Here is a 14,195-nt window from a genome sequence, read left to right on the forward strand (position 1 = left end):
CAACAACGGAAGGAACCGATTTATCCGCTCTTCGTTCTGATCATGAACGCGGCGGAAAAGGATATTTTTCCTCCGTCGCAACATGAGACCCGAAGGAGAAAACATATGGTCAGCCTGACTGAAGCACGAGAAGCACCGGCCCGCCAGCTCTGGGACGAGATCAATTCCGTCCACGCCGGCATGCTCGGTCTCGAAGGACTGCACAACCACATGCAGCCCATGGCGCCTCACGCTGACCCCAAGACCAACACCGTCTGGTTTTTCTCCAAAAAAGACACCGATCTGGTGAAATCGCTGAAATCCGGCTCCCGGGCGCATTTCTGCGTGGTGGGCAAGGACCATGACTACCACGCCTGCCTTTCAGGCATCCTCGAAGCACGCGACGACAAAACCAAGATCGACGAATATTGGAACTCGGTCACCGCCGCATGGTACGAACATGGCAAAAGCGACCCGCAACTGATCATGCTGGCGTTGCATGTCGACGATGCCGATATCTGGGCTTCGACGGACAGCACGCTGAAATTCGGCTGGGAAATCGCCAAGGCGAACATGTCGGATGACAAGACGCCTGATGTCGGCGTCCGCCAGCACCTCACTTTTGCCTGATAAATGGCTCCCCCCGGCCTTCCCCGCCCGTCGCCATGCTACATGCCTTTTGGCACCAGTATCTGCGGCTGGCGGGGAAGGTTTCTCATCGAAACCCGGATCACCGGATCGGTCGCATAGGCAACGCGGAAACTCTCGCCGAACATCGTCAGAAACTGCTCCAGTGGCGGGCCGGTGCGGTGCATCGGCAGGATCAGCGCGGAGCGCAGGCGCTTGACCACCCGGCTCATGCTGTCTGCCCCCATGGTCAGCCCGCCATCCACCGGCACCATCAACACATCCAGACGGCCGATCTCGGCGTAATGCGTATCCGTCAACTCGTGATGCAGATGCCCGAGATGGCCGATGCACAGCCCGGCAACCTCGAAGATGAAGATGGAATTGCCGTTCTCCTGAAAGGATTCGTAATCGCCCCAGCGGTTGCGGATGTCGGTTGCGACATTGCGGATATAGACATCGCCCACCAGAACCTTGTGCTCGGCCTTTTCTCCCGGCGTATCGCTCCAGCCATGCAGCACATATTGAATGGCCGGGTCCGGACTGAGGGTAAAATGCGTCGAATGCGCCCGGTTCATCGTCACCACCGTCGGCGTGACGGGCGGACGATAGACGCCGTTATAATCGGTGGCGATTGTCACACCGCCTGGGCTTTCGATGAGATAGGTGGAATGGCCGATGAAGCTGATCTTCACCTCTTCCTTTGCCGTCGCCTGCGCCAGCTGAACACCCGGCGGATTGAAGCTCGCGAACATGACGCCCGGAATGTTGCTGGCGATCGCCTGGCACTGGCTGACGGGAGGACGGCTCGCCGTCTGGGAGAAGGCCGCTCCCGAACAGGCGATCAGCCCCGTTATTGCAAGCATTAGCACGTGCAGCATCATGCCACTCCCCTGAACTTGCGAAGCTGAGAGGATGGGGCAGGTTTTGGCGAGCGTCCAGTTACAAGAGCAGTGGAAGGCTCACCCTCTCGTCATTGTGAACGCTTCGGGGGAAGATTAAACCCAGAAGGACGGCAGGGTTTCAGAAAGCCGCGGCCCGATGCGCAGCGGCGCAATCTTTTCCGCCAGTCCGGTTCGGTCGGAAATCTCCACGCCGACGCCGCAGATTGTCGCAGGTCCGCTGGCTGCCTCGAAACGGCCCTTCGGCATTTTGGAAATGAAGCGGTTGATCGGCTCCTCCTTCTCCATGCCAAGCGAGCTGTCATAATCGCCGCACATGCCGGCATCCGACATGTAGGCGGTTCCGCCGTTCAATATCTGCGCGTCGGCTGTCGGAACATGGGTGTGGGTACCGACAACGAAACTAGCGCGCCCGTCGACGAAATGGCCGAAACACTGTTTTTCGCTGGTCGCTTCCGCGTGGAAATCGAAAATAATGGCGTCGGCCTGTTCCTTCAGCGGGCAGGCGGCAAGAATGTTTTCAGCCGACTTGAAGGGATCGTCCAGTTCCGGATGCATGAAGACCCGGCCCATGATGTTGGCAACCAGTATGCGCGCGCCGTTGCGGGCATAAAAAATGCCCGAGCCTTTGCCCGGCGTACCATCCGGATAATTGGCGGGCCGGAGGAACTGGTCATGACGCTCGCAGAAGGAAACCGCTTCCTTCTGGTCCCAGACGTGGTTGCCGGTCGTCACCACATCGGCGCCGGCATTGATGGTCTCGAGATAGATATCCTCGGTGATCCCAAAACCGCCGGCAGCGTTTTCACCGTTGACGATGACGAAATCCAGCTTCAGGTCGGAAATCAGCCCCGGCAACCGCTCCCAGACAGCCGTGCGTCCGGTCTTGCCAACCATATCTCCGAGAAAAAGAAGCCTCATTCACCCGCCCCGATCTTGCGCATGTTTCTATATTTCGTCCCCTCTAGTGCATTTCCAGGAAAAGTGGAACCCGGTTTCCCGTCCGCAAATGCGACGAAACAAAGAGTTAGGGGTCTTCGCCATTCAAGGAAAAGTGGAGACCCTCTAACCGGAAATCCATCTTTTAAAAAGTGCTAAAGCGCCTTTTGCCCACTATCGGAGATCGACAATGGGGCGGAAAACCAGCGCAGGCCGCTTTCGGTCAGAATGGCGTGAAGCGACACATCATGCGGCTCCGCCGGCACGGACGGCACTTCCTGACAATCGAAGGCGACGCCGACGAGCACGGGCTGACGACCCCTGGCGTGCAATCGCGCAATGGCGCGGTCATAATGGCCTGCGCCATAACCGACCCGCTGACCTTTGCCATCGAAGACGGAGAGAGGCACGAGCAGAATATCCGGATCGAGAACCTCCGCATCCTCACCCGGGCCGGTCGTGCCAAAGCCGGTCTTCACCAGCGGCGTATCCGGCTCAAAGGCGCGGAAGACGATGGTTTCACGATCCAGCACAACGGGCAGGACAAGACGCCCGCCCCTTGTCCGCAACGCCTCCATCAGCGGCCGGGTATCGGCCTCGGAGCGGATCGGCATAAAGCCGGAAATTACGGTGCCCGGTGCAAAGGGGATATCGGAGGCGCCATGGGCCGTTATGGACTGGCTCTTCTGCTGGCGCTCCGCCAGCGTCAGCGCATCGCGCGCGGCGAGCCTTTCGCCGCGCAGCCTTGCTTTTTCGGCAACGTCACCGGGCATCAGGCGGCCCGGCTCACGAGAACCTTGTCGATGCGGTGGCCATCGAGATCGATGACCTCGAAACGCCAGCCATTGCGGGTGACATGTTCGCCCAGTTCCGGCAGGCGGCGGAACTCGTCCAGAACCAGACCGGCAACGGTCTCGAACTCGGCATCCTCGTCAATCTGGAAACCCATGCGATAAGCGAACTCATCGGCGGGCATCCAGCCGGCGACGAGGAACGAACCGTCCTCGCGCTCGACCATGGCCGGCTCCTCATCGTCATCTTCCTGGAACGCACCGGTGATGGCTTCCAGCACGTCGCCGGAGCTGATGATGCCTTCGAAATGGCCGTATTCGTCGTAGACCAGCACCATATGCACGGTGGAACGGCGCAGCGACTGGATGACGTCCACCGCGCTCGTCAGATCCGATACGACCGGCACTTCCCGCAGAAGCTCGCGAATGTTGAGTTCCTTGCCGGAAGCCAGCGCATCGAAAGCGTCCTTGGCGAAAAGCACGCCGAGAATTTCATCCGAGGCGCCGTTGCGCACCGGCAGGCGCGAACGCTGCGTCTGGCGAAGCTGCTCGCGGATTTCTTCGGCGCTGTCTTCGATATCGACCACTTCCACATCGCGTCGCGGCGTCATCAGGCCGCGCGCATTGCGGTCGGCAAGGCGCATGACGCTGGTGATCATCGCCGATTCCTCGGTCTCGATCACACCGGCGCTGTGAGCTTCGGCCAGAACCGTGCGGATTTCATCGTCAGTGACCGAAGCGTTGGATTCACCGCTATGGCCTAGAAGCGCCAGAACGGCCTTGCCCGACCGGTCGAGCAGCCACACCAGCGGCGCGCCGACCTTGGACAGCAGCATCATGGTGGGGGCGACGCGGGCGGCGACCTTTTCGGGATCGCGCAGCGCAATCTGCTTGGGCACCAGTTCGCCGACGATCAGCGACAGATAGGTGATGGCCACGACCACCGAGCCGACGCCGAGCGCATCGGCGGCACGGTCGGGAACGCCCTGCTCCAGAAGCCACGCCGTGAAGCGGGCGCCGAGCGTGGCGCCGGAAAAAGCGCCGGAAAGGACGCCGACCAGCGTGATGCCGATCTGCACCGTGGAAAGAAAGCGTCCGGGATTTTCGGAAAGGCTGAGCGCCATTGTGGCGCCCTTGCTGCCTTGTGTGGCAAGCACTTTGAGCCTCGCCGGTCTGGAGGAGACAACGGCAAGCTCGGACATGGCAAGCACACCGTTCAATACGGTGAGCAGGACCACGATCATAATTTCAGTAAACAAGTTTAGCTCTTTGGGCTGTTGAACGGCACGTCGCGGTTTTGACCGCAGCGCCCTTTTTTAAAGGGCATGACAGACATACCAATCCGGATAATAGGGAATTGTTCCGCCATTGCAATGACGGCAATATAAAAAAGCCGCGTCCGGCAGTTATGAAAAATGACTGTCGAATATATCAAGGATACAGGGAAGCCCCGGAGGTTGATCCGAAACTTCAAGCGCGATCCACGGCGACCGATGGAGATTTACGATCCTGGGCGCCTACAAAAGTAGGTGGGCACCGTGTGTCCAGCCCCACGGGACTGGCCAGGGACAGCTCCCTTTGGATCGAGTATGGCCCCAGGGATTGTGGTTCCTGTCGGGAAGCGCAGAACGCATAGAAGATATAGGACGGATCGGAGAAAACCGCCAGAGGGCAGCGCGCGAAATTTTGCCGCCTCAGAACCCTTCAGGCCATCAATGCGCGGCGGGCTTCGGCCGCGCCAGCAGTTTTTCGGTAATCCCGTTCAGGCGGTCGGCCAGATCGCCGATGGCGAGCGCCACCATCTCGTCTGATTTCGCCCGGTGCTCGGCCATGCCGTCGCGGTTGCGGGAAAGGGAGGCGACCTCTCCTTCCAGCTTCTCGATCTTGCGATTGAGTTCGGAAAGCTCGTCCATCACCATGATGCCCGCCATAACGGTCAGGCGAAGATCGCCGATTTCGCCGAACTGGCTCTTGAGGTGCCCGACATACCGGTCGAACCTCGTTGCGAGATCGGTCAGATGGTCTTCCTGCCCCGCCTCGCACGCCATGCGATAGGCCTTGCCGTCGATCATAACTGTGACTTGCGCCATGAGCCCGCTCCTATCGATCCAGCACCGCGCGGATCGTCTCCATCGCCGTCACCAGCCGGCGGGAAACCTCGCGATTGACTTCTTCAAGACGATTGGCGCGAAACTCGGCCTGATCCAGCTCATGCGCGAGCCTTGCGCGGTCGACATGGACCCGCTTGACCTCGTTATCGATCTCGCCCGTCTCCCTTTGCCGCTCGATACGCATATCGATGGCATTTTCGAGATTTGTGATGGCAGCATTCAGCTCCGTCAGCGCAGATTGTACGGTCTTGTCAGCCGACATCGTTTTTTCCAACTCGCACGCCACCGGCCGAATCGTCCGGTTTCAGGCCTTTTCAACAATCACGAGGTTATTACCCGATTTACCATCCCGTCAATCAAACCAGTGCATTGAGACGTTTTGCTCTGTGGATGAACGAAGAGGCGGCAACGCCTATCGCACGGATTTTGTCAGGATGCCCGATTTTCTAAACGATTTTTTCTCCCTCAGCGAACCGCAAACGCCCGTGGATTTATTGACTTGCCGGCCTCACCTGCTATGGATCAACCCGCTTTTTGGATAGTTGCGTAAAACTATCTCCTTTCACCCGGAAACAGACGGAAAAGCCATGATTTCTCGCGACAAACACAACCGGATGGCAAATGCGATCCGATTTCTTGCCATGGATGCAGTGGAGAAGGCCAATTCCGGCCATCCCGGTCTGCCGATGGGCGCCGCTGATGTCGCCACCGTTCTCTTCACCCGTTACCTGAAATTCGATCCCAAGGCGCCGCTCTGGGCGGATCGCGACCGCTTCGTGCTGTCGGCAGGTCATGGCTCGATGCTTCTTTACTCGCTGCTCTATTTGACGGGCTACGAGGACATGACGATCGACGAGATCAAGCGCTTCCGTCAGTTCGGTTCCAAGACCGCCGGCCACCCCGAATATGGCCACGCGACCGGCATCGAAACCACAACCGGCCCGCTCGGCCAGGGCATCGCCAACGCCGTCGGCATGGCGATTGCCGAGCGCAAGCTGGAAGAGGAATTCGGCTCCGACCTGCAGAGCCACTTCACCTATGTCCTGTGCGGTGACGGCTGCCTCATGGAAGGCATCAGCCACGAAGCCATCGCGCTTGCCGGCCACCTGAAGCTCAACAAGCTCGTTCTGTTCTGGGATGACAACAACATCACCATCGACGGCGAAGTCGGCCTCTCCGACAGCACCGACCAGATCGCCCGCTTCCAGGCCGTTCACTGGAACACCATCCGCGTCGACGGCCACGATCCGGACGCGATTGCCGCCGCCATCGAAGCCGCGCAGAAATCCGACCGCCCGACCTTCATCGCCTGCAAGACCGTCATCGGCTTCGGCGCCCCCAACAAGCAGGGCACCCACAAGGTTCACGGCAACCCGCTCGGCGCCGAAGAAATCGCCGCCACCCGCAAGCACCTGAACTGGGAAGCCGAAGCCTTCGTCGTTCCGGAAGATGTGCTCGATGCATGGCGTCTCGCCGGCCTGCGCTCCACCAAGACCCGCCAGGATTGGGAAGCCCGCCTTGAAGCCGCTGAAGCCGGCAAGAAGGCCGAATTCAAGCGTCGCTTCGCCGGCGACCTGCCCGGCAATTTCGACAGCGCCATCGATGCCTTCAAAAAGAAGATCATCGAGAACAACCCGACGGTCGCCACCCGCAAGGCTTCGGAAGATTCGCTTGAAGTCATCAACGGCGTCCTGCCGGAAATGGTCGGCGGTTCGGCTGACCTGACGCCGTCCAACAACACCAAGACCAGCCAGATGAAGTCCATCACGCCGACGGACTTCTCCGGCCGTTACCTGCATTACGGCATCCGCGAACACGGCATGGCAGCAGCCATGAACGGCATCGCGCTGCATGGCGGTCTCATTCCTTATGCCGGTGGCTTCCTGATCTTCTCGGACTACTGCCGTCCATCGATCCGTCTGGCTGCCCTCATGGGCATCCGCGTCGTCCACGTTCTGACGCATGATTCCATCGGCGTCGGCGAAGACGGCCCGACCCACCAGCCGGTGGAGCAGATCGCAGCCCTGCGCGCCATTCCGAACCTGCTCGTCTTCCGCCCGGCGGATGAAACCGAGACGGCAGAATGCTGGCAGCTCGCGCTGGAACAGAAGCATCGTCCTTCCGCACTGGCGCTTACCCGCCAGAACCTTGCGCCCTCACGCAAGGAATATGAAGAGAAGAACCTCTCCGCTTACGGCGCTTACGAACTCGTCTCCGCCAGCGACGCCAAGGTTTCGATCTTCGCCTCCGGTTCGGAAGTCGAAGTGGCGCTGAAGGCCGCCGCAACGTTGAAGGACAAGGGCGTTTCCGCCCGCGTCGTTTCCGTTCCCTGCTTCGAGCTCTTCAAGGAACAGCCGGAAACCTATCGCAACGCCATCATCGGCAAGGCTCCGGTGAAGATCGCGGTCGAAGCCGCCATCCGCCAGGGCTGGGATTATTTCATCGGCTCCGACGGCGCATTCGTCGGCATGCACTCCTTTGGAGCGTCCGCACCGGCGAAGGATCTCTTCAAGCACTTCGGCATCACGGCAGAAGCCGTCGTCGCCGCAGTCGAGGCAAAACTTGCGTGAGGGCTTCCCAGGCCCTCACCATTCAGCAAAGACCACGCCCATTCTTGTTCGGGAGACTGTAAATGACTGTAAAAGTTGCCATTAACGGCTTCGGCCGCATCGGCCGCAACGTCCTGCGTGCCATCGTCGAATCCGGCCGCACCGATATCGAAGTCGTTGCCATCAACGACCTCGGCCCGGTTGAGACCAACGCACACCTGCTGCGCTACGATTCGATCCACGGCAAGTTCCCGGCCGATGTGAAGGTCGAAGGCGACACGATCATCGTTGGCGGCGGCAAGCCGATCAAGGTGACGGCCGTTCGCGATCCGGCAACACTGCCGCACAAGGAACTCGGCGTTGACATCGCCCTGGAATGCACAGGCATCTTCACCGCCCGCGACAAGGCTGCCGCTCACCTGACGGCCGGCGCAAAGCGCGTCATCGTTTCGGCTCCGGCTGACGGCGCTGACCTCACCGTCGTCTTCGGCGTCAACGACGACCAGCTGACGAAGGACCATCTGGTCATTTCCAACGCGTCCTGCACTACCAACTGCCTCGTGCCGGTCGTGAAGGTTCTCGATGACGTCGTTGGCATCGACCATGGCTTCATGACGACGATCCACTCCTACACGGGCGACCAGCCGACGCTGGACACTATGCACAAGGACCTGTACCGCGCCCGCGCCGCAGCCCTGTCCATGATCCCGACCTCGACGGGCGCTGCCAAGGCCGTTGGCCTCGTTCTGCCGCACCTCAAGGGCAAGCTGGACGGCACGTCGATCCGCGTTCCGACCCCGAACGTTTCGGTCGTGGACTTCAAGTTCATTGCCAAGCGCGCCACCACGGTTGAGGAAATCAACGAAGCGATCAAGTCTGCCGCCAATGGCAAGCTGAAGGGCATCCTCGGCTACACGGACGAGCCGCTTGTTTCCCGCGACTTCAACCACGACAGCCATTCGTCGATCTTCGCCAACGACCAGACCAAGGTCATGGAAGGCAATTTCGTGCGCGTCCTGTCCTGGTACGACAACGAGTGGGGCTTCTCCAACCGCATGTCGGACACGGCCGTCGCCTTCGCGAAGACCATCTAACGAAGACGCATTAATGGATGCAGGTCCGGCGGGAGCAATCTCGCCGGATTTTTTATTTCGATTTTCCTATGAGGTGCCTCCAAGTTTTCAATTTCCTGCCTTTGTCTGGTCGATTTTGAAACGGACAAGAGATGCAGGGATAACGGTCGTGCGCAATGCACTTCGGCCCTGCCGTATCATTCGATACACCCCGCCTTGCGTCGCCTTTCAACGCCACCCGAAACAGCGCTGACAGACCGCAACCCGTGGCGCATTGACTGCAGACGCGCAGAGCATTCATTGCGCCACGGGTTGCGGTCTATCAACGCGGTTTGAATGAGGCGGTGGACGTGGAATCATTTTATCTTCTGTTGCTGGTCGCAACCGTTCTCGTTCTCGTCGCCGCCTTTTCGAGCCTTATCGCCTTCCGCTTCGGCGCACCGCTGCTGCTGCTTTTCCTGATGATCGGCCTTGTGGCCGGTGTGGACGGCCTCGGCATCGAATTCACCAACAATCCGCTGGCCTATATGCTCGGCTCGCTGGTGCTTGCCGTCATCCTGTTCGATTCCGGGTTCGGCACATCCATCCAGTCCTTCCGGCTTTCGGCGGCACCCGCCGTCGCTCTCGCCACAGTCGGCGTCATCCTCACATCCGTCTTTTTTGCCGGCGCGGCGGCCCTGCTGCTCGGGCTTTCATGGCTTGAGGGCCTGCTGCTTGGCGCCATCGTCGCCTCCACGGACGCGGCGGCCGTGTTCTTCCTGCTGCGCATCGGCGGCATCCATATCCGCGATCAGGTGCGCTCGACGCTGGAAGTCGAATCCGGCACCAACGATCCGATGGCGATCTTCCTCACCATTGCCCTGGTCGAAATCATCGCCAAGGGCCAGGGGCTGGCCGGCATCGATAGCGGCTTTCTGCTGCTTTTCATCGAGCAGATGGGCCTTGGCGTGATTTTCGGCCTGCTCGGCGGCGTCATGATCGCCACCGTCGTCAACCGTTTCGCCGCTGACCGGGGGCTTGCGCCCATCTTCGTGCTGGCGCTGGCGCTGCTCGTCTTTTCCTTCACCGGCACAATTGGCGGCAGCGGTTTTCTGGCGGTCTATGTCGCTGGCATCGTTGCCGGCAACCGCCGGATTTTCGCCAAGGAAACAATCCGCCGTTTCCATGAGGGGCTGACCTGGCTTGCCCAGATCATCATGTTTCTGATGCTCGGCCTGCTCGCCACCCCGTCGCAGTTTCCGGCAATCGCCATTCCGGCCGTGCTGCTCGCGCTTTTCCTGATCTTCGTCGCCCGCCCGCTTGCAGTGTGGCTGAGCTTGATGCCCTTCAACTATACCCAGCAGGAAACCTCCTTCGTCGCCTGGGTGGGTCTGCGCGGCGCGGTTTCCATCCTGCTCGCCATCATGCCCATTCTCGGCGGGCTTGACGATGCGCAGATTTATTTCAACGCCGCCTTCATCATCGTACTGGTGTCGCTGCTGGTGCAGGGCTGGACCATCAAGCCGGTGGCGACAAGGCTCGGGCTGATCGTGCCGCCGCGCATGGGTGAGGTGGACAAGCTGGAAGTCGACCTGCCCGGCACCGCCAATCACGAACTGATTTCCTACCGGGTCGCCAAAGGCAGCGCCATCATGCAGGGCGAGCGTATTCCGCGCTGGGCCATGCCCTCGCTGGTGGTGCGCGACGGCAAATCGATCCGCTATCAATATGCCGGGCGGCTGCGCGAGAACGATCTCGTCTACCTCTTCATCGCCCCCGGCTATTCCCGCCTTATCGACCGGCTGTTTGCGAGCGCCCTGCCGGTTGCCGATGACGACGCCGATTTCTTCGGCACCTTCGCGATCTCGCCGGCCCGTCCGGCGAAGGAACTGGATGCAGCCTATGGTCCCGGCCTGCTTTCGCCCGCCGAACAGGCGATGAGCGTCGCGGAACTCATCGAAGCGCGCCTTGCCGGAAAAGCCGATTATGCCGACCGCGTGCGCCTCGGCTCCATCGTGCTGATCGTTCGCACACTGGACGAACACGAGGCGATAACCGGTGTGGGCATCTCCCTAGAACCGGTGGAACCGGCGACCAGCCTACCGATCTTCATCAGCTTTTCGGAAATCCTCAATCGTGTGCGCAACCATCTAGCAGAGAAGCGCCAGCCACGCTCCGCCAGCGTTGAAGAAAGCGCCCCCAACGCTGCGAATACAGTGAGAGAAAATGAGGCCTGACCGGCTTGCGTCGTCAATCAGGCATAGTATGGTCCGTGCCGAACTCGCAACAAATCAGGATCGACCTATGCCCGCTTTCAAGACCCTCGACGACCTCAACGACATTGCCGGAAAGCGCGTTCTCGTCCGCGTTGATCTCAACGTGCCGGTCGCAGATGGCAAGGTGACGGACGCAACCCGTATCGAACGCGTTGCGCCGACCATTCTGGAACTGTCCTCCAAGGGCGCGAAAGTCATTCTGCTTGCCCATTTCGGCCGCCCGAAGGGCGAACCGGTGGCCGACATGTCGCTTTCCCAGATCGTACCCGCCGTCGAGGAAGTATTGGATCACGCCGTTTCCTTTGCGACCGACTGCATCGACGCACCCGCGGCGGACGCCGTCGCTAAACTGAACGATGGCGATATCCTGCTTCTGGAAAATACCCGTTTCCACAAGGGCGAAGAAAAGAACGATCCGGCCTTTGTCGAAGCTCTGGCAGCCAATGGCGATATCTACGTGAACGACGCCTTCTCCGCCGCCCATCGCGCCCACGCTTCCACCGAAGGCCTTGCACGCCACCTGCCCGCCTATGCCGGCCGCACCATGCAGGCCGAGCTTGAGGCTCTGGAAAAGGGCCTCGGCCAGCCAGTCCGTCCGGTCGTCGCCATCGTCGGTGGCGCCAAGGTTTCGAGCAAGATCGATCTGCTGATGAACCTCGTCAAGAAGGTCGACGCCCTCGTCATCGGCGGCGGCATGGCCAACACCTTCCTCGCCGCCCGCGGCGCGCAGGTCGGCAAATCGCTGTGCGAGCATGATCTCGCCGAGACCGCAAAGCAGATCATGATCGAGGCTGCGACATCCGGCTGCGCCATCGTGCTGCCGGAGGACGGCGTCGTCGCTCGCGAATTCAAGGCCGGTGCGGCCAATGAAATCGTCGACATCAACGCCATTCCCGCTGATGCCATGGTTCTCGATGTCGGCCCAAAATCGGTTGAAAGCATCAAGGCCTGGATTTCCCGCGCCGAAACGCTGGTCTGGAACGGTCCGCTCGGCGCTTTCGAAATCGAGCCCTTCGACGCGGCGACCGTTGCCGCTGCAAAACACGCGGCGGAATGCACCAAGGCCGGCAAGCTCGTCTCCGTCGCCGGCGGCGGCGACACCGTTGCCGCGCTCAACCATGCCGGCGTTTCTGAGGATTTCTCCTATGTTTCGACGGCCGGCGGCGCCTTCCTCGAATGGATGGAAGGCAAGGAATTGCCGGGCGTTGCCATCCTGACCGCCGCCAAGTAAACTCACCCTACTTGCCTGACACGAGGCCGGACAAGCCATGCTTGTTCGGCCTTGCTTTTTGGTAAGCGGCACCGGGAGGAAAAGTTTCAAACGATTGAAATCATTTCAATCGTTTCAATGAGTTAGCGTGCCATTTCCCTGCCCTGGAACTTCTGTTATCGGAAATTTATTGTGCCTTGGGAGAATAGCAAATGACCGAACGTCTCGAAGACATCGCAATCAAAATGGTCGCCGACGGCAAAGGCCTGCTCGCCGCCGACGAATCCACGGGAACGATCAAAAAGCGTTTCGACAGCATCAATCTGGAGTCCACCGAGACCGCCCGCCGCGATTATCGCGAGATGCTGTTCCGTTCCGACGACGCCATGAAGAAATACATCTCCGGTGTCATCCTTTATGAAGAGACCCTGTTCCAGAAGGCCGCCGACGGCACGCCTTTCGTGGATATCATCAAGGCGGCCGGCAGCCTGCCGGGCATCAAGGTGGATATCGGCGCCAAGCCGATGGCTTTCCATCCGCATGAATTCATCACCGAAGGCCTCGACGGTCTTTACGAGCGCCTGCGCAAGTATCATGAGGCCGGCGCGCGTTTCGCCAAATGGCGCGGCGTCATCACCATCGGTGAGCAGCGTCCGAGCTGGGGTTCGATCAAGGCAAACTCCCAGTCGCTCGCCCGTTACGCCGCTCTCTGCCAGCAGGCGGATATCGTGCCGATCGTGGAGCCGGAAGTGCTGATGGACGGCGAACCGGGCACGCATGACATCGACCGCTGTGCGGAAGTCACGCAATGGGTTCTCCAGACCGTTTTTGCGGACCTGTTCGACGCCCGTGTGAATCTTGAAGGCATGATCCTCAAGCCGAACATGATCATCGACGGCAAGAAGGCCCGCAAGGCCTCCGTCGAGGAAGTGGCGGAAAAGACCGTGAAGGTTCTGAAGGCGACCGTGCCTTCGGCTGTTCCCGGCATCGCCTTCCTTTCCGGCGGCCAGTCCTCCGAAGAGGCGACCGCCCATCTCTCCGCCATGAATGCCGGCTACGACCTGCCCTGGTCTTTGACCTATTCCTACGGCCGCGCGCTTCAGGATACGGCCCTCAAGACATGGGGCGGCAAGCAGGAAAACGTCGCCGCCGGCCAGCGCGCCTTCACGCACCGCGCCGCGATGAACAGCCTCGCCGCCAAGGGTAACTGGAAGCAGGAACTCGAAAAGGCAGCCTGAGGCTGACAGAGAACATCAGATAAACAGCAGCCGCCTTAAAGGGCGGCTGCTTCGTTTGATAAAGCAAGATCGTCCGTATTCCGTCACCCGGACCCAATCGTCTTTCATTTTACCCGACTGATAATTCTCAACCGTTTTGATTGTGCATCGCCTGAGTGGAAGCATGTCCACCATGGGCAGCCTTATCCGCTCAAGTCGTGCAACCTGACGACTTTATGACCGTCATTGCCGCAATAGGCAGCGGATTTGCTCTCCGACTTCTTCAGCGCGTAACGCCAGACCATCCGGCTCGCCCGGCATCATAAGCGATTTTGTCTCGACGGGCTTCCGAAAAGCCCCGGAAATTGCTGCGCGCTCGTTACATCACAGATAAATTTCAATCAATTATAGTATGATCCACTATGTGGACCTATAAGCATACGATGAAAACCGCGCAATACTGCATTTATACAGTTGATTTCGGCACTTTTCCTGTGTATCCCGAATGCATAGTTTTTTAACGGTCCATATTGTGGAGGCAA

At 59.8% G+C, this 14,195-nt stretch carries 12 protein-coding genes and 1 other RNA gene; 6 read left to right on the top strand and 7 right to left on the bottom strand.

Going from position 1 to position 14,195, the window contains the following annotated elements:
• Positions 1–105: 105 nt before the first annotated feature.
• The gene (locus tag AGR7B_RS17685) at positions 106–609 is read left to right on the top strand and encodes a pyridoxamine 5'-phosphate oxidase family protein (RefSeq protein ID WP_065656489.1); all 504 of its coding nucleotides are present in this window, start codon (positions 106–108) and stop codon (positions 607–609) included.
• A gap of 38 nt (positions 610–647) precedes the next feature.
• Here the strand turns inward: AGR7B_RS17685 and AGR7B_RS17690 are convergent, their stop codons facing one another.
• The 7 genes from AGR7B_RS17690 to AGR7B_RS17725 form a co-directional block, all read right to left on the bottom strand.
• Complete coding sequence (locus AGR7B_RS17690) at positions 648–1,490, bottom strand: MBL fold metallo-hydrolase (protein WP_121490437.1); 843 nt, start codon at positions 1,488–1,490, stop codon at positions 648–650.
• A 114-nt stretch (positions 1,491–1,604) separates the two neighbouring features.
• Entirely contained in the window at positions 1,605–2,429 is an 825-nt protein-coding gene (locus tag AGR7B_RS17695) for a TIGR00282 family metallophosphoesterase (RefSeq protein ID WP_003523211.1), read from the bottom strand.
• A gap of 173 nt (positions 2,430–2,602) precedes the next feature.
• Positions 2,603–3,220, bottom strand: coding sequence for a 5-formyltetrahydrofolate cyclo-ligase (locus AGR7B_RS17700; RefSeq protein WP_065656491.1), 618 nt, complete (start codon positions 3,218–3,220; stop codon positions 2,603–2,605).
• Positions 3,220–4,482 (bottom strand): hemolysin family protein, encoded by a 1,263-nt coding sequence (locus AGR7B_RS17705; RefSeq protein WP_020812224.1) that lies wholly within the window; start codon positions 4,480–4,482, stop codon positions 3,220–3,222. Before AGR7B_RS17705 ends, AGR7B_RS17700 begins: the two co-directional genes overlap by 1 nt.
• 230 nt (positions 4,483–4,712) lie before the next feature.
• Positions 4,713–4,871, bottom strand: a non-coding RNA gene (gene ssrS, locus AGR7B_RS17715) — 6S RNA.
• A gap of 79 nt (positions 4,872–4,950) precedes the next feature.
• Positions 4,951–5,328, bottom strand: coding sequence for a cell division protein ZapA (locus tag AGR7B_RS17720; RefSeq protein ID WP_003523207.1), 378 nt, complete (start codon positions 5,326–5,328; stop codon positions 4,951–4,953).
• Between the two features lie 10 nt (positions 5,329–5,338).
• Positions 5,339–5,611 (bottom strand): DUF4164 domain-containing protein, encoded by a 273-nt coding sequence (locus AGR7B_RS17725; RefSeq protein ID WP_035263131.1) that lies wholly within the window; start codon positions 5,609–5,611, stop codon positions 5,339–5,341.
• 325 nt (positions 5,612–5,936) lie between these two features.
• Here AGR7B_RS17725 and tkt point away from each other — a divergent pair, with 325 nt between their 5' ends.
• From tkt to AGR7B_RS17750, 5 genes are all read left to right on the top strand, one after another.
• A complete protein-coding gene (gene tkt, locus AGR7B_RS17730) occupies positions 5,937–7,919 on the top strand; it encodes a transketolase (protein ID WP_080857467.1) in 1,983 nt (660 codons plus the stop codon).
• 62 nt (positions 7,920–7,981) lie between these two features.
• On the top strand, positions 7,982–8,992 hold the full coding sequence (gene gap, locus AGR7B_RS17735; RefSeq protein WP_059755800.1) for a type I glyceraldehyde-3-phosphate dehydrogenase: 1,011 nt from the start codon (positions 7,982–7,984) through the stop codon (positions 8,990–8,992).
• A gap of 329 nt (positions 8,993–9,321) precedes the next feature.
• A complete protein-coding gene (locus tag AGR7B_RS17740; protein ID WP_080858156.1) occupies positions 9,322–11,187 on the top strand; it encodes a potassium/proton antiporter in 1,866 nt (621 codons plus the stop codon).
• A gap of 67 nt (positions 11,188–11,254) precedes the next feature.
• Positions 11,255–12,457, top strand: a complete 1,203-nt coding sequence (locus tag AGR7B_RS17745; protein ID WP_080857468.1) for a phosphoglycerate kinase — start codon at positions 11,255–11,257, stop codon at positions 12,455–12,457.
• A gap of 191 nt (positions 12,458–12,648) precedes the next feature.
• On the top strand, positions 12,649–13,674 hold the full coding sequence (locus AGR7B_RS17750; protein WP_003523197.1) for a class I fructose-bisphosphate aldolase: 1,026 nt from the start codon (positions 12,649–12,651) through the stop codon (positions 13,672–13,674).
• Positions 13,675–14,195: the final 521 nt, after the last annotated feature.

Source organism: Agrobacterium deltaense RV3, assembly GCF_900013505.1.
In the GTDB taxonomy this organism is placed as follows: Bacteria; Pseudomonadota; Alphaproteobacteria; order Rhizobiales; family Rhizobiaceae; genus Agrobacterium; species Agrobacterium leguminum.

Excerpts from the sequence above, each read along its gene's own strand:
- AGR7B_RS17725 (WP_035263131.1), bottom strand. The coding sequence starts at position 5,611 with ATGTCGGCTGACAAGACCGTACAATCTGCGCTGACGGAGCTGAATGCT.
- AGR7B_RS17685 (WP_065656489.1), top strand. The coding sequence starts at position 106 with ATGGTCAGCCTGACTGAAGCACGAGAAGCACCGGCCCGCCAGCTCTGG.
- AGR7B_RS17690 (WP_121490437.1), bottom strand. The coding sequence starts at position 1,490 with ATGATGCTGCACGTGCTAATGCTTGCAATAACGGGGCTGATCGCCTGT.
- AGR7B_RS17750 (WP_003523197.1), top strand. The coding sequence starts at position 12,649 with ATGACCGAACGTCTCGAAGACATCGCAATCAAAATGGTCGCCGACGGC.
- tkt (WP_080857467.1), top strand. The coding sequence starts at position 5,937 with ATGATTTCTCGCGACAAACACAACCGGATGGCAAATGCGATCCGATTT.
- AGR7B_RS17745 (WP_080857468.1), top strand. The coding sequence starts at position 11,255 with ATGCCCGCTTTCAAGACCCTCGACGACCTCAACGACATTGCCGGAAAG.
- gap (WP_059755800.1), top strand. The coding sequence starts at position 7,982 with ATGACTGTAAAAGTTGCCATTAACGGCTTCGGCCGCATCGGCCGCAAC.
- AGR7B_RS17695 (WP_003523211.1), bottom strand. The coding sequence starts at position 2,429 with ATGAGGCTTCTTTTTCTCGGAGATATGGTTGGCAAGACCGGACGCACG.
- AGR7B_RS17705 (WP_020812224.1), bottom strand. The coding sequence starts at position 4,482 with ATGATCGTGGTCCTGCTCACCGTATTGAACGGTGTGCTTGCCATGTCC.
- AGR7B_RS17720 (WP_003523207.1), bottom strand. The coding sequence starts at position 5,328 with ATGGCGCAAGTCACAGTTATGATCGACGGCAAGGCCTATCGCATGGCG.
- AGR7B_RS17700 (WP_065656491.1), bottom strand. The coding sequence starts at position 3,220 with ATGCCCGGTGACGTTGCCGAAAAAGCAAGGCTGCGCGGCGAAAGGCTC.